The 15021-nt window shown below is 42.4% G+C and carries 14 protein-coding genes; 3 read left to right on the forward strand and 11 right to left on the reverse strand.

Going from position 1 to position 15021, the window contains the following annotated elements; all coding sequences use genetic code 11:
- The 8 genes from OCV44_RS19870 to napF all read right to left on the reverse strand — a co-directional run bounded on the left by OCV44_RS19870 (nucleotide 1) and on the right by napF (nucleotide 7894).
- Nucleotides 1-1209, reverse strand: coding sequence for a TolC family protein (locus OCV44_RS19870; protein WP_139684951.1), 1209 nt, complete (start codon nucleotides 1207-1209; stop codon nucleotides 1-3).
- A gap of 395 nt (nucleotides 1210-1604) precedes the next feature.
- On the reverse strand, nucleotides 1605-2804 hold the full coding sequence (locus tag OCV44_RS19875; protein ID WP_139684918.1) for an HD-GYP domain-containing protein: 1200 nt from the start codon (nucleotides 2802-2804) through the stop codon (nucleotides 1605-1607).
- Between the two features lie 449 nt (nucleotides 2805-3253).
- Nucleotides 3254-3391 carry a TIGR02808 family protein gene (locus OCV44_RS19880; protein ID WP_009845457.1) on the reverse strand — a complete coding sequence of 46 codons (138 nt, stop codon included), beginning with the start codon at nucleotides 3389-3391 and terminating at the stop codon, nucleotides 3254-3256.
- An 11-nt stretch (nucleotides 3392-3402) separates the two neighbouring features.
- Nucleotides 3403-3984, reverse strand: coding sequence for a NapC/NirT family cytochrome c (locus tag OCV44_RS19885; RefSeq protein ID WP_009845456.1), 582 nt, complete (start codon nucleotides 3982-3984; stop codon nucleotides 3403-3405).
- Between the two features lie 29 nt (nucleotides 3985-4013).
- Nucleotides 4014-4475, reverse strand: a complete 462-nt coding sequence (locus tag OCV44_RS19890; protein ID WP_009845455.1) for a nitrate reductase cytochrome c-type subunit — start codon at nucleotides 4473-4475, stop codon at nucleotides 4014-4016.
- Between the two features lie 124 nt (nucleotides 4476-4599).
- Complete coding sequence (gene napA / locus OCV44_RS19895; protein WP_139684919.1) at nucleotides 4600-7089, reverse strand: periplasmic nitrate reductase subunit alpha; 2490 nt, start codon at nucleotides 7087-7089, stop codon at nucleotides 4600-4602.
- Complete coding sequence (locus OCV44_RS19900) at nucleotides 7086-7391, reverse strand: chaperone NapD (RefSeq protein WP_009845453.1); 306 nt, start codon at nucleotides 7389-7391, stop codon at nucleotides 7086-7088. The genes napA and OCV44_RS19900 overlap by 4 nt, the downstream gene beginning before the upstream one ends.
- A 23-nt stretch (nucleotides 7392-7414) precedes the next feature.
- On the reverse strand, nucleotides 7415-7894 hold the full coding sequence (gene napF, locus OCV44_RS19905; protein WP_139684920.1) for a ferredoxin-type protein NapF: 480 nt from the start codon (nucleotides 7892-7894) through the stop codon (nucleotides 7415-7417).
- Nucleotides 7895-8147: 253 nt separating this feature from the next.
- On the opposite strand from napF, the gene narQ reads away from it, so the two are divergent.
- Nucleotides 8148-9878, forward strand: coding sequence for a nitrate/nitrite two-component system sensor histidine kinase NarQ (gene narQ / locus OCV44_RS19910; protein ID WP_139684921.1), 1731 nt, complete (start codon nucleotides 8148-8150; stop codon nucleotides 9876-9878).
- Entirely contained in the window at nucleotides 9865-10497 is a 633-nt protein-coding gene (locus tag OCV44_RS19915; protein ID WP_009845450.1) for a response regulator, read from the forward strand. Before narQ ends, OCV44_RS19915 begins: the two co-directional genes overlap by 14 nt.
- A 208-nt stretch (nucleotides 10498-10705) precedes the next feature.
- Here OCV44_RS19915 and dcuC read toward each other — a convergent pair whose 3' ends face one another.
- The 3 genes from dcuC to OCV44_RS19930 all read right to left on the reverse strand — a co-directional run bounded on the left by dcuC (nucleotide 10706) and on the right by OCV44_RS19930 (nucleotide 14199).
- Complete coding sequence (gene dcuC, locus OCV44_RS19920) at nucleotides 10706-12073, reverse strand: anaerobic C4-dicarboxylate transporter DcuC (RefSeq protein WP_139684922.1); 1368 nt, start codon at nucleotides 12071-12073, stop codon at nucleotides 10706-10708.
- Between the two features lie 437 nt (nucleotides 12074-12510).
- Nucleotides 12511-12801: a putative quinol monooxygenase gene (locus OCV44_RS19925; protein WP_139684923.1), complete on the reverse strand. Its 291-nt coding sequence runs from the start codon at nucleotides 12799-12801 to the stop codon at nucleotides 12511-12513.
- Nucleotides 12802-13056: 255 nt separating this feature from the next.
- The gene (locus OCV44_RS19930) at nucleotides 13057-14199 is read right to left on the reverse strand and encodes an acyl-CoA desaturase (RefSeq protein WP_139684924.1); all 1143 of its coding nucleotides are present in this window, start codon (nucleotides 14197-14199) and stop codon (nucleotides 13057-13059) included.
- Between the two features lie 166 nt (nucleotides 14200-14365).
- On the opposite strand from OCV44_RS19930, the gene OCV44_RS19935 reads away from it, so the two are divergent.
- On the forward strand, nucleotides 14366-14911 hold the full coding sequence (locus OCV44_RS19935) for a GNAT family N-acetyltransferase (protein ID WP_139684925.1): 546 nt from the start codon (nucleotides 14366-14368) through the stop codon (nucleotides 14909-14911).
- Nucleotides 14912-15021 lie beyond the last annotated feature (110 nt).

Raw genomic sequence — 15021 nt, forward strand, 5'->3', positions numbered from 1 at the left:
TTAAACCCCCATTCCTAGTGCTAACCCTAAGGTAATTCTGTTTGAGAGCCGAGTACGCTGAGTGTTAAGCAACTCGATTTTAGATTGGTAAATAGATTGTTGGGCGATAAGCAGCGCCAAAACGTCACTGGCCCCTTCCTGGTAAAGGTTTTGATAGTTTTTCATACTAGCCTTGGAGAATGTAAAAGCATCTCGATAATGCTGTTCTTGTTGTTTGAGGTAGAACTCTTTGTCTAGAGCATTACCTACCTCATTGATGGCAATCAATAGTTTCTTCTGGTAATCGACAAAGCTCTCTTCTGCTTGAAGCTGAGCTATTTTGGCTTGGGTCTGGAGTGATGATTGGTCAAGAAGAGGCGCGCTGATTCCACCAATGAGATTCCACAAGGAAGGGTTGTCGATAATCTGGTGTGGTGTTGAACCGTTACGATAAACAGAGGCTGACAGCGTGAATTTAGGCAGCAGATCTTTATAGGCAACTGCCGCACTTTTGTCGGCAGCAAGCACTTGTTGGTAAGCGGCTAGGAGGTCAGGACGAGATCCAATCATTTCTCCGGGAAGGCGTAATGGCGGAGCTTCAACTTCTGGGATCGTGAAAATCATTTGGTTAAGCTGTGTGTCGCTCTTACCTCGTAAGGTATTAAGGCCTCTGATTGCGATAAGTTGATCTTGTTCTTTAGCCGCTAAACTCGCTCTTACTCTGGATGTTGCAGCACGAGCAGTGTCGAGGTCTGCTTGTTCTTTAAACCCGTCGAGTACTTGTTCTAGTACAATATTCTCAGTGTTTGAAAGGCTTTGTAACCAGTGTTGCTCGACGCCTATTACTCTTGCTCTGTAGGCAACATCAAGCCAAGTCTCTATTACGCGAGCCGCGAGTGAGTTTTGTGCGTAAACATAATCGAGTTGCGTTGCTTGTTGTTTCGCGTTTGCTGCACTTGCTGCGTCAGCTAGACGCCCCCAAACGTCAAACTCCCAACTTAAATTCAAAGACAGTTTGTGACTGTTCTGAATCTGTTCTGTTTTTTGTCTAGAAGCTTGAAAGTCTGTATTTAAAGACGGTTGCAGGTATTGATCACTTTGCGCCGCCAATAGTTCAGCTTGTTTCAAGCGAAGTGCAGTTTTATGAAGATCGTGGTTATTGGTGAGGGCTTCTTGAACCAGATCGGCGAGAGCTTGATTGTTAAACAGCGAGAGCAATTGTGTCGACATCGTAGTGTTGACGTATCGTTGAGAGCTTTCCCATTGATCAGGGATCTGGGTTGTATTGTTCAAACTGGTTTGTGGCGTTGGTGATAGAGAAGCGCAACCCGTGAGATAGGTCAGACTACCCAGTAGTAATAACGCGGATAGGGGGCGGTGTGTGTTCATGCTGTCTTACTCTAAGGTATTTATCTCTAGATATACCTAACAGCAAGTAAATTGGAGGTGAAATGAGTGTTTGATTACTGATTAAAATTGAATATGAATATGAGCTAGTAGAGGGTTTATGAAAGAGCGGCTGAAAATAGAAAAACCACTGGAATCAGTGGCTTTTTAGAATTGTCCGATCTACCAAACTAGGCCATACATGGAATGACCTCTTAACCCTTGAATAGCTGGCTCTATTAAAAGAAAGGGGTGACATCAATTTCAGCCCTTGCTGGTGAGATAGCTTTCACAATCGTAAGCCAGCTGTGTTTCAGATCAACATATTTGACATCAATAAAACGTTTATTTTTTCTTGAATAGAAGCACTTAACGACAGGCTCAACAGGAGCATCATCATTCGACGACCACACAATTCCAAGATGGCCATTGCTCAGCTCAACGATGGCCCCAATAGGGAAAATACCAATGCAATTAATAAATTTGTACACTAATTGCCGGTCTAAGTGATTCGGTGTCATACCTAACATGATTTTAAACGCTTCTGCTGGGCTCATTCCACGTTTGTAGCAACGGTCAGCCGTCAATGCGTCATAGATATCGACGATACAAGCCATTCGGCCGTGCTGCGGAATTTGCTCGCCACTCAGTCCATTCGGGTAACCTGTACCATCTAACTTTTCATGGTGCATTAAACAGATATCACGGCTAATTTGACTTAAGCCTTCGATTTTTTTGATGATAGGTTTAGCAAATACTTGGTGTTGCTTGATGTGAGCGAATTCCTCCTCGGTTAAACGAGAAGGTTTGTGCAAAACATTATCATCGATATGCACTTTACCGACATCATGAATAATCCCACCAATAGCCAATGGCTTTAATCGGTCTTTGCCAAAACCCAAATGCTTGCCAAATGTGACCAAAAGTGTGGCTACATTGACGGAATGTTCAAGCAAATAGGCATCTTTCTTACGTAATGCCGAAACACATTGCAAGGCATCTGAATTAATCAGTGCTGATTCAATCAGCTCATCCGCCCAACCATCCAGTTCATCCGCAACAAACGTATGCGAATCAAATGTTGCCGTAATAATTTTCTGAGCAAGACCGCGCGCTTCTTGGATGATTCGCGCTGCATTTTTTTGTCTTACTTCTCGAGAGACCAATTTATTGGGAGGATTTTTACTGCTTTCTTGTTGTTCTTCAGTCGTTTCATCATCAGGAACTGGGTGGAATTTACAACCTCTAGCAGAGAGTTTCTTGTCAACCCAGACATACTTAATACCTTTATTAACTAATGTATCAATTCCTTTTTTTGAGGACACGCGTCCAGCGTTAGATAAATAAACACGCTCACTTTTCTGAATTGATGTAACAAACATTCCCACAACCAATGTGTTTATGGAAATTTTTACTGAGTCTTTAAGGTCGAACTGCATTAAATTCAATTAAGTGTTGTCAAAAACAGTGTGATTCTAATTCAATTTCGCGACGAATCTAGTCAAATTGTTGATTTATTTACTCAAAACACCTGAAATCAATATTGAAACACATGAAATCAAAAGCAAAAGATCGAAATTTAACCGACTTACGCTTCGATCTTAGCGATATTGTTTACAACGGTTAAGTGGCAGTGGCGTAGTTGAGAAAACTAGCTGTTCGTTACTAACCGTTCTTTTCTAACCGAAGTGTCTATCTAAAGGGTTCTGTAGAAAGGGACTTTGTATTGTAGATGTGACTAAAGAGGTGAGGTTGGGAGGCTGCTACCTATAATAAAAAGACAAAACGTCAGATATTAAAAAAGCCACTGAAATCAGTGGCTTTTAGAGTCAACCCATATCAGAATGGATTTAAATTAGCTGATAATAGTTGACGTACTCTTCGATTCTTAATCGATTTCTTTGTCTTTAGTCATAGATAAAAGCCAAAGAGATACGGCTGCAACACCTGCAAAGCCACCAAGAATGATAACTGGCATAGCGCTGTAACCTAGGATGTGCCAAATTACGTTCTCTAAAGTACTCATTCAATCGCTCCTTATTGCCAGCCTTCAACGCCGTGCATGTCTGGTAGTTTGTGTGCGATACCTTTGTGACAGTCTACACACGTTTTTTCACCAGAAGCCAGCGCTGTCGAGTGTTGTTTCGCACTACGAGGGCTCTGCTCTGAGAAGTCCATGTAATCGAACTGGTGACAGTTACGACACTCAAGTGAATCGTTCTTTTTCAATCGAGCCCATTCGCGTTCTGCTAAGTGAGCACGACGTGCTTTGAACTTTTCTTCAGTATTGATGGTTTTCGCAATAAAGTGTGCGTATAGCTCTTTAGAAGCCTGAACTTTACGAACAATTTTATCTGTCCACTCATGAGGTACGTGACAGTCTGAACAGATAGCACGAACACCAGAACGGTTAGAGTAGTGAATTGTTTCTTGGATTTCAGCAACGATAGGTGCGTGACAACCAGAACAGAACTCTTCCGTATTGGTTGCTTCCATACCCGTGTTGAATGCACCCCAGAACAAAAGACCACCCGAGAAACCCAAGAATAAAACAACGCCTACCGCTGCTTTACTTGGTGTCGCGAGTCTTTTCCAAAACGCTTTAAGTAATTTTATCATATATAGCCTCTCTTACAGTCCGGCTACGATTAACGCAGTGAATCTACAGGTTTGAACTCGTTCTCAACTAGCGGTTTAGCATTAGCTTGAGGTACGTGACACTGTAGACAGAAGTAACGACGAGGTGAAACATCAGCAAGTACCGCATCTTCGCGGTTCATGTAGTGAGTTACACTCACCTTAGTTGCACCCATTTCTTTTGCGTTTTTCCAGCTATGACAAGCAAGACACTTGTTAGCGTTAAGAGACACTTCATAGCTACGAATAGTATGAGGTACTAAAGGTGGTTGGTATACGTAGTCACTCTCAAGTACTTGGTCACGAGGAAACTTTTTGAAGTCATCTGCTGCGCGAGTTGCTTCAAGTTCACTTGCACCACGTAGAGATTCTACGCCACCAATGCCGCCTGGGTTATCCAGCTCAGCTTGAGCTTGAACTGCACCAGCTAGCAAAAGACCAGCTGATAGTAGGGCAGTAATCAGTTTTTTCATGGTTAATTTCTCCGCCTAAAGGCTAATTCTTTGAGTGGACTACTTCCTTCAAAAAGTGATGAAAAAATAGTCACAATATTAAATACGTTAGATCTTGTATCTAGGTTCGAAAAGCGCTTGGCTCTTAAGAAACCTTAGTGATCTTAACTGGACACTTCTTGTAATCCGTCTGCTTAGACAGAGGATCCGTTGCATCCAAGATCAACTTGTTGATCAGAATTCTTGCATCAAAGAATGGTACGAATACCAAGCCTTGTGGTGGACGGTTACGACCACGAGTTTCAACACGAACGCGTACTTCACCACGTTTGTTTTCAATAAGAACTTCATCACCACGGCGAAGGCCACGAGCTTTAGCGTCAGCAGGGTGGATGTAACAAAGTGCATCCGGTACTGCTTTGTAAAGTTCTGGTACACGACGAGTCATAGTACCTGTGTGCCAGTGCTCAAGAACACGACCTGTACATAGCCACATGTCGTATTCGTCGCTTGGTACTTCTGGTGGCGCTTCGTAAGGAGCATTGATGATAAGAGCTTTACCATCTGGTTTACCGTAGAAATCCCAACCAGAACCTTTCTTAGCGTATGGATCTGAACCTTCTTTAAAGCGCCACAGTGTTTCTTTACCGTCAACAACAGGCCAACGTAGGCCACGGACTTTGTGGTAAGTGTCGTAAGGTGCTAAATCGTGACCGTGGTCGCGACCAAAGGCTGCGTATTCTTCGAATAGACCTTTTTGAACGTAGAAACCTTGAGCTTGAGCGTCGTCGTTAAGCTCTTGTGCTTCAGACAGTGGGAATGCATCAACGTTGCCGTTTTTGTACAGCACGTCGTACATCGTTTTACCACGATACTCAGGTGCCTTAGCTAGAAGCTCTTCGCCCCACACTTCTTCAACAGTGAAGCGTTTAGAGAACTCCATGATTTGCCATAGGTCAGACTTAGCATCACCAACGGTTTTAACCTGCTGGTACCAAGCTTGTGTACGACGTTCAGCGTTACCATATGCACCCTCTTTTTCGATCCACATTGCTGTTGGAAGGATAAGGTCGGCCGCTTGTGCAGTTGCTGTAGGGTATGGGTCCGAAACAACAATGAAGTTATCTGGGTTACGGTAACCTGGCAGACGTTCAGTGTTGATGTTTGGACCAGCTTGCATGTTGTTGTTACACATTACCCAGTAAGCGTTGATCTTACCGTCTTTAAGCATACGGTCTTGAACAACGGCGTGAGCACCAGGCTTGCCATTTAGAGTACCTTCTGGAAGCTTCCAGATTTTTTCTGAAATTTGACGGTGTTTAGGGTTAGCAACCACCATATCTGCAGGTAGACGGTGAGAGAACGTACCAACTTCACGAGCTGTACCACACGCAGATGGTTGGCCAGTTAGTGAGAATGGGCTGTTACCTGGAGTAGAAATCTTACCTGTAAGAAGGTGGATGTTGTACACAAGGCTGTTCATCCATACACCACGAGTATGTTGGTTCATACCCATAGTCCAAAGTGACATTACTTTAATGTTTGGATCTGCGTATTGCTTAGCCAGCTTGATAAGGTCATCTTGAGATACACCTGACATTTCAGATGCTTTTTCAACGGTGTATTCAGCAACAGAAGCCTTGTAGTCTTCGAAGCTAATATCAGTCATTTTTCCTGAGTTAGGGTTCGCAGCGGCTTTCTGTAGTGGGTCATCGTCACGAAGGCCGTAACCGATGTCTGTCGTTGCTTGCTTGAAGTTCGTGTGTTTGTTCACGAATTCCCAGTTAACCGCATCGTTTTGAATGATGTAGTTAGCGATGAAGTTAGCAATCGCAAGATCTGATTGAGGTTCGAAGATGTAACCTGTGTCTGCAAGCTCGAAAGAACGGTGGTAGTAAGTAGACAGTACGTTTACTTTAACGTGTGGGTGGCTTAGACGACGGTCTGTAATACGAGTCCATAGTACTGGGTGCATTTCTGCCATGTTTGAACCCCACAGCACGAATGCATCTGCGTGTTCAAAGTCGTCGTAACAACCCATTGGCTCATCGATACCGAAAGTACGCATGAATGCACCTACCGCAGATGCCATACAGTGACGAGCGTTTGGATCGATGTTGTTTGAACGGAAGCCCGCTTTCATCAGCTTAACTGCTGCGTAGCCTTCCATTACTGTCCACTGGCCTGAACCGAACATACCAACGCCTGTTGGACCGTTCTTCTTCAGAGCGGCTTTCCATTTCTCAGCCATTACGTCGAAAGCTTTGTCCCAAGATACTGGTGCAAAATCACCATCTTTATGGAATTCACCGTCTTTCATACGAAGAAGAGGCTGTTCAAGACGGTCTTTACCGTACATGATTTTTGAAAGGAAGTAGCCTTTAATACAGTTAAGGCCTTTGTTTACAGGCGCTTCTGGATCGCCTTGAGTCGCGACCACTTTGCCGTTTTGAGTACCTACTAGTACCGAACAGCCCGTACCACAAAAACGACAAGGCGCTTTATCCCACTTAATTTTTGTTTGATCTGAGCTAGCAATCAGGTTGGTTGCTGTTGCTGGTAGAGTTACACCTGCAACGGCTGCCGCTGATGCAGCTGCGTTTGCTTTCACAAACGCGCGTCTTGTCATTTTCATACTTCACCCTCAAGTTGAGAATTGTTGCTTCCAGTTTCTAAATCCGTTTCGTCTAGTCCAGTCTCGATTTGGTGGTAAACCAAAGCTGTCCCTAAAACGTTCGTAATATTATTAATTTCTTCGATGGTGTCCGTAACAAAACCTTGGTTCTCGGTTTCTAGGACCACGATGATTTTGCCTTCAGGGCTACTGCCGTAGATTTCCGCATTATCGTATTGCTCGATTTGTGCTTTGATCTCGTCTAGATGCTCTGGGCTCACATGCACGACTAAACTTGATATATGCACTTCATTTAGTGCCATAAATTGCTCTCGTTATTTTTGTTTTATGCATTACTCACAAGAATAGCCGAAGTAGGGCAAACTGCTACGCAGGCTCCACAACCGCTACACTCATCTAACTCGATTTTTGGTAGAGCAACACTGCCTGCTCTAAGTTGAAATTGAATCGCCATAGGTTCACACATGTCACCACAGCTTCGGCATTCAACATTTTGTTGTGCTAAGCATTTATCAGAGATAGCTGCTTTTGCCAGCCAAGGCGTTTCTTCCTTGGGTTTAAAAATTGGTTCAGGACAAACGTCTGCACATTGATAGCAGAATGTACATTCGTCTTTTGAGAAGTCGACAGTAGGAAAGCCACCGTCGCCAACAATGATGATGTGTGTCTCGCAACTTTCGATGCATTTGCCACAACGTGTACAATCATCTGCAAAGCTTTCTAGACTGTTAATCCAAGGCAATCGAATCTGGCTTGAATCTACTTTTCGCCTAGAAAATAGGCGTCGTTTCGATAGGTCTACCACTAAATGCCCATTAATGTTGCTAAGATGTTGTAATTGTAGGTCATTGTTTCGTTAATATCTTGTCATTTATCCTCACAAGTAGTGTAGTTTTAGAAATATTTGTATAAATACCCCTTAAGGGCTAAATAGGATCCTATATTGTCTTAGATCAATAAATTATGAAGCGTTTGGTCACATATTGAATGGAGCTCTGTTTTTTGATGTGTGACAATGGGTTTCAGATAGCCACTTATATACCTTCAGGATATTAACATTGCTTATTAAACCTGTTTCATCTGTGACGAGTACAATAGCGAAATCATTATTATTAATATTGCTCCTTTCAGTTGCCACCACTGGTTTTGCTATTTTTACATTGGCGTCTAGCCTTAACGATGCCGAAGCCGTTAACGTGGCAGGCTCAATGCGTATGCAAAGCTACCGCTTAGCGCATGATATTCAAATAGAATCAGTCGATTATGATTCACATATTCGTGAATTTGAAAGTTCGCTTTATTCCACATCAATGACTAATTTAGTGAGTTGGGAAGTACCAACTGATATTACAAATGATTATTATTTAATAATTGGTCGTTGGCACGAATTGAAGCAGGTCTTAAATAGCGAAGATCGAAAACATTACCTTGTGTTGGTTAAAAATTTTGTTATTGAAATCGACCGCTTTGTTTTTAAGTTACAAGAATTTTCAGAAAATAAATTAATTAAATTGGCATGGGCTGGTGGTATAGGTCTAGGTGGCATACTCGTCATATCTCTTTTTGTTGTTCATTTTGTACGTAAACAAGTTGTTAAGCCCTTACACGCTCTCGTGAGAGCTAGCCAGAGAATCAAAAATAGTGATTTTGAGGTTAAGTTAGAGGTTACCAACAATAATGAACTGGGCATTTTGACCAAAACATTTAACTCGATGGCGAAAGACTTAGGGGTGCTGTATCGAAACCTTGAAGATGTTGTCGATGCCAAAACGGTTGAGTTGCAAAATGCTAACCAATCATTGCAAGCACTCTACTATTCTTCTCAAGAACTCACGGTAACGCGTGTTGCACCAGAAAATTTCCGAGCTATTTTGCAGCACTTGGTCAGCCTAGAAGGGATTGAATCGCTAAGGTTAGAAATCGTCGATAATTCGGGACGTTCTTTGATTATGGATGAAGGGTACGACCCGACTTGCGACTATGAAAAGTTTGAAATGAAACTGGATGATAACGAACTTGTTTTGGGCTACCTGTATTGCTCATATCATCATGGTCATTCGACTAAGACGTTAATTGAGAGTTTTATCCAATTGTTATCGAGAGCTATCTACTATAATCGCGCTCAAAAGAAAGCTGAGCAGCTTATTATTATGGAAGAGCGAGCGACGATTGCGCGTGAACTGCATGATTCCTTGGCCCAATCGCTGTCGTATTTAAAAATCCAAGTGACATTGTTGAAGCGTGTGATTGGTAAACTTCCGGAACATAAACATAGAGAGCAGTCAGAGCAGATAGCATCTGAGCTAGGGAATGGATTAGCGGGTGCCTATACTCAATTGAGAGAGCTACTCACCACATTTAGGTTATCCATCAAAGAGGGTAGCTTTGGAGATGCTTTGAGCACCATGCTAGAGCAACTCAGTGAAAGAACCGATGCGAAGATCAAATTAACTAATAACCTTTCATCGTTAGAGCTTGATGCACACAGTCAGGTTCACTTGCTTCAATTGATTCGTGAAGCAACAATAAACGCAATAAAACACGCCAATGCCGACTTGATAGATGTATGCTGTATCGATGAGGACGGACAAGTATTAGTCGTGATAAAAGATAATGGAGATGGCTTTGACCCAAGTAGTTCGAAGATGAACCACTACGGAATGAGTATTATGCAGGAGCGTGCGGCAAGACTGAATGGTGACTTAACGATTGAAGCGGCTCAAGGTGAAGGCTGTACAGTCATATTGAAATATAAAAGTTTGAAGGAAGTTAAAGTTGACTATTTGTAAAGTAATGCTGGTTGATGATCATCCATTGATGCGCAGAGGCATAAGCCAATTACTGAGCTTTGAAGATGAATTTGAAGTGATTGCAGAAGCTAGTAACGGTACTGAAGCGGTCGCTCTTGCCCATGAAGAAGAACCTGATTTGATCCTGTTGGATCTTAATATGAAAGGCATGTCTGGCCTAGATACCTTGAAAGCACTTCGCACAGATGGTTCAAGCGCTAACATCGTTATTTTAACGGTTTCTGATAGCCCTGCGGATATCGAAGCGATTGTTAAAGCGGGCGCTGATGGTTACTTGTTGAAAGACACTGAACCCGATGAGCTGATTGAACTGCTTAAGCAAGCCCATAGCGGCGATAAGGCATACAGCAGTGTGGTAGCTCGCTATTTGAATGATGCTGACAGTCGAAATGATATCTTCGACCAATTGACTGAACGTGAAATGCAAATTCTTCAAGAAGTCGCGAAAGGTTACCGTAACAAGCAGATCGCCGATCACCTGTTTATTTCTGAATCGACAGTTAAGGTACATATGAAGAGTTTGTTGAAAAAGCTGCAAGTGCCTTCTCGTACCGCAGCAACCGTTCTTTATCTTGAACGCTATGGTGACATGAAGTAGGGCTTGGTCCTTTGAATAACACTATTTAAAGCCGTGCTGTTTAAAGCTCTTGTGAGACATTTCTAGTGTCATACTCCAATAGATAGGGTTTTGAATCTTCTAAAATAAGATGAAATAAAAAGGCGCTGAACTTATTAAGTTCAGCGCCTTTTTGTTAGGGCATTTTATATCTGTGTCTCAGTTTTTCTCTGTCTAGATAGTTTGTTTATTAAGCCGCCATTGGAACCAATACTAACGTACCGAAGATAACCGTGATAAGACCACAGATTACTGGAACAGAAGTACGTTTTACGACTTCAAATGGGCTAATTTTACCCATCCCAGATGTCGCTACAATTACGCCAGATACTGGAGAAATGGTACGGCCTAAGTTAGATGCTTGAAGCATTGGGATGATTAGGAACGCTGGGTTCAAGCCCATTTTTGCAGCCAGTGATGGAGCCAGCTCTACGAATGCATAGAAAGGTGCGTTACCAGAACCTGTCGCGATAGCAGCCGCAACTGTTAGACCAGTAAGAATAAGCATTAACGCGATACCGCCAGCGCCAGCCGCTTCAGCAAGACCAATTAGGTTATCAATCGCACCAATAGACATTAGGCCTTGAGCAAATACGCCTGCCGCAACCAACAACATTACTACGCCTTTGAACGCGTCAGCCATGCCTTGGTAGCAAGAATCTAAATCTTCTAATGTTTTCTCGCCGTCAAACTTCTTAACAACGTAATCAATAACTGCGCCCACGAAGATTGAACCTACCACAATGGTGTAGATATCAAGTGAAAGCCCTGGAATCGTGCGGCCGTTGAATAGGAAAACACCGATAATAGGTAGGAATGGAAGTGCAGCGTAGAAAGCGGGTGCTGTTGTTTCGATTTCAGAAACGTCAACTTTTTCCATAGGTGTGTTTTCTTTCTTATCTAGATATTTGTTCCAGAAGAAAGCGGCACCTGCCATCACGATGATCGCACAGATAGAAACTGGCAGTACCGTTTGAACGGCAAACACGTCAAGAGACATGCCTGATTTTTCTGCTGCGATAACCACATCACCAGAAGTTGGTGAAAGAATGATTGCTGCAGGTGATGCACAAACTGCAACGGCTGCCGGGCGTGAAATACCCATTGCCGTCATCATTGGGAATAGGGTCGCCATCAGTAACACACCAAGGCCTGTTGCAGAACTCACTGCTAGAGACATTAGACACGCTACGATGTAAGCCGCAACAAGAAGTACATATGGAGATTTGATAGCAGCAAGCGGCTTAGAGAACTGTTTCACTACTACGTTGTTAGCGCCAATGTGCGTCATGTAAGAAGCAAAACCACAAAGAAGCATGATTTGCATGCCTAGGCCGCCTCCACGGTACTGAAGCATGTACTTAACAAATTCTAGTGAGTCGGTAACCATGTTACCTGTTGAAGCGACCTTAGCTGGTAAGACTGTGTGACCGATAAGGCCAGTAATAAGAAGTAGGGCAAGGCCAGCAGTCAGTAACACGCCTGCCGCTTTATAGCCTTTCACAATAAAGTAACCAACAGCGATGGTAATCACTAATCCGATCAAGAGCTCTAACATAGAAATCTCCACAAAGTTTAAAAAATATAAGAAAGTGTTTCAGAATATGACAATGAATGTACAGAAAACTGCACTGTGGCACGAGACATACTTGAGGTTGCTATGATCTAAGACAAACATTTTTTTCGATGTTAATTGTGGTTGTAAATATTGATTAACTACTGTTGTTTGGATGTTAATAAACAAATTTTAGGGCTGGCTAGAATATAACTTGGATCACCTTTGCTTGTTTTAGTTGCATATGGTGGAGTTGTTTTATAAGGCGTGGGGGTTTGTTGTGTGTTGAAAAGAAACGTGTAACGAAATGGGTGTTTATATGAGAAAGGCGGTGAGGGTGGCGGTTTTTTTATAAGTAGAATGAGTAGATATAAGTTTGTACAAAAGACAAACCCTGCGTTGAGAGCAGGGCTTTTATTGAATCAGTACTGAGTGACTGGTTAGGCAATGTGCGTCATTTTATTAAGCACAAAGGTTTCGATACAGTCTTCAGTCGCAGCCATGTACTCGGCGATGTGTTGGCTCGCTAAGTGTTTCTCTAGATGAGCTTCAGACTCCCAGTTCTCATGAAAAACGAAGTGAGCAGGGTTGCTGTTATCTTGGTGCAGATCGTAGTTAATACAGCCGTCTTCAACACGGGTTTTATCGATCAATTTAATCATCTCAGCTTTTACAAACTCAGTTTTGTCTTCTTTAGAGACGATCGTTGCAATAATAGTCAGTTTGCTCATTTTCAATTCCTCGGCTTTAAACTCGATAACTTCACGTAATATAAGTATAAATTCAGATTGAAGAAAGAGTTCTGAAATCCAATAACTATGGTTCTTGAAGTCCACAATTCATACTCGAGAGCTTTAAGCTAGTGGTTATTGGACACCCTTATTAGAAAAGCCCTCATAGTAATATGAGGGCTTCAGATAAGAGTTAAGCAGTGTCGTTACTGGTACATTAAGCGGACTATCCTACCTTAAGTATATTGTTCTATCTTAAGCATACTGTTCCACTATCATTGCCCAATTTTTTTTCTGTTGCTCAAAATTCATTTTGATTTGTTGGTAACGAACTTTAAGTAGAGAGTGTTCGTACTTCTTCACAACATCTTCGCGTTTGCTTTCAAGTAGCTGCTTTTTGACTTCGTAATACTCGTTCATGTTTGATACTAGAGCATCGAATTCTTGTTGAAGTTTGTCTGCGATTTGTTGCTTGTCGGCACGATGCATGATCTTTTGCTGCGTGCGTTTAAGTAACATTGATGCTTCTGCTTTTTCGATACGAGCTTGAGGGGTTTTCTTAAGCTTGCTTGCCAGTCCCATCAAAGAAGCACTCTTGATCAACCATTTTGTTGGATCGTATTGCCACCAGTAGATGCCGTTGCGGTAATCGTTCTCAAAGATGTGGTGGAAGTTGTGGTAGCCTTCGCCAAAAGTGAGTACTGCTAACACACCGTTATCACGGGCCGTATTTTTGTCGGTAAAAGGTTGGTTACCCCAGATGTGGGCAAGAGAGTTAATGAAGAATGTTGTGTGGTGGTTAAGTACCAAACGAACCGCACCTACGATTAACAACATGCCAATCACGTCACCGTAAATCACGCCCAATGCAATAGGAACACCGAAGTTCATGATCAACGCCAGAAGAACATAGTGCTTGTGCTGCCACATTACGATCTTATCTTTCTTCAGGTCACGACAGTTTTCATAGTTTTCGTACATTGAGGTACTGTAGTTACGAATCATCCAACCAATGTGCGAGTACCAAAAGCCACGTTTTGCTGAGTATGGGTCTTTGTCGTTGTTATCGACATGCTTGTGGTGCACACGGTGATCAGAAGACCAGTGTAACGCGCTGTTCTGCAGGGCAAATGCGCCACCTAATGCAAACAGGAATCTTAGGCTCGAATGCGCTTCAAACGCTTTATGTGACCATAAGCGGTGATAACCCGTCGTGATAGAAAGGTTACAGAACGTAAAGCAGATCGCTAACCATATCCAGTGCTCCATGCCATAGCCAAAAAAGTAGCCATAAACGGGAGCTGCAACAACAGCAAGCAGCATACTAAAAGAGAACACAAAAATGTTGAGCCAGATTAATGGCGGCTTTTTTGTAGATTGTTTGTCGGCACTATTCATTAGCAAATTTCCATTGAGCTTACATCTGTGCGCTAGAATATCAGCGTACATGTGTAAGTCAAGATTGAAAGTGTAAACGTGCATTAGTATGTTTTGCTTAAATATTGTATAAAGGTAGTGTGAAATGTAGTAGCAAGTCATAAATGGAAGTACTAAGGGCTAATAAATGGAAATTAAGGTAGCTGAATATAAAGATTATGAGCGGATTGCCCAATTACACGCGGATAGCTGGAAGCTATATTACCGTGGCATTCTTGCTGATGATTACTTAGAAAATGATGTTTTGGAGGACAGATCTGTTATTTGGCAGACTCGTTTGATTAATCCTCCTTTTAACCAACATGTTTTATTGCTTGAAGAGGGTGGTTTACTGGTTGGTTTTGTCTGTGCGTTTGGTAATCATAACTTTGAGCGTGGTACGTTCATTGATGCGTTACATGTCGACAATAATTACCGCGGTCGTGGTGTTGGTAAGCGTTTATTGTCTGAATTATCGAAGTGGTTACAGCAATACTATTCGGACTCAGGACTGTACTTAGAGGTGATGTCTGAAAATCACCAAGCCATTGCGTTTTACCAAGCGATTGGTGGTAAAGAAGAGCTAGAGCAAGTTTGGAATGCACCATGTGGTAGTCAAGTTAAAGAAAAAGTGATTTCTTGGAGTTCTCCTATTGAACTTGAACAGAAGACAGCAAGCGTTGTGTATTCTTAATCGCTTCACGTTGACTAATCGTTCCTTTTTCAACAGTAGCTTCTAGTTAAGTTGCTTTAAACCTGAAGAACAAAGACAAAAGCCCCGAGTATTAAAGTGCTCGGGGCTTT

The organism is Vibrio tasmaniensis (assembly GCF_024347635.1).
Classification (GTDB): domain Bacteria; phylum Pseudomonadota; class Gammaproteobacteria; order Enterobacterales; family Vibrionaceae; genus Vibrio; species Vibrio tasmaniensis.

Bases quoted from the DNA above. Each gene is read 5' to 3' on its own strand.
- OCV44_RS19925 (WP_139684923.1), bottom strand. From the start codon at position 12,801: ATGAGCAAACTGACTATTATTGCAACGATCGTCTCTAAAGAAGACAAA.
- OCV44_RS19880 (WP_009845457.1), bottom strand. From the start codon at position 3,391: ATGAGTACTTTAGAGAACGTAATTTGGCACATCCTAGGTTACAGCGCT.
- dcuC (WP_139684922.1), bottom strand. From the start codon at position 12,073: ATGTTAGAGCTCTTGATCGGATTAGTGATTACCATCGCTGTTGGTTAC.
- napA (WP_139684919.1), bottom strand. From the start codon at position 7,089: ATGAAAATGACAAGACGCGCGTTTGTGAAAGCAAACGCAGCTGCATCA.
- OCV44_RS19870 (WP_139684951.1), bottom strand. From the start codon at position 1,209: ATGTCGACACAATTGCTCTCGCTGTTTAACAATCAAGCTCTCGCCGAT.
- OCV44_RS19930 (WP_139684924.1), bottom strand. From the start codon at position 14,199: ATGAATAGTGCCGACAAACAATCTACAAAAAAGCCGCCATTAATCTGG.
- OCV44_RS19900 (WP_009845453.1), bottom strand. From the start codon at position 7,391: ATGGCACTAAATGAAGTGCATATATCAAGTTTAGTCGTGCATGTGAGC.
- OCV44_RS19890 (WP_009845455.1), bottom strand. From the start codon at position 4,475: ATGAAAAAACTGATTACTGCCCTACTATCAGCTGGTCTTTTGCTAGCT.
- OCV44_RS19885 (WP_009845456.1), bottom strand. From the start codon at position 3,984: ATGATAAAATTACTTAAAGCGTTTTGGAAAAGACTCGCGACACCAAGT.
- OCV44_RS19875 (WP_139684918.1), bottom strand. From the start codon at position 2,804: ATGCAGTTCGACCTTAAAGACTCAGTAAAAATTTCCATAAACACATTG.
- OCV44_RS19935 (WP_139684925.1), top strand. From the start codon at position 14,366: ATGGAAATTAAGGTAGCTGAATATAAAGATTATGAGCGGATTGCCCAA.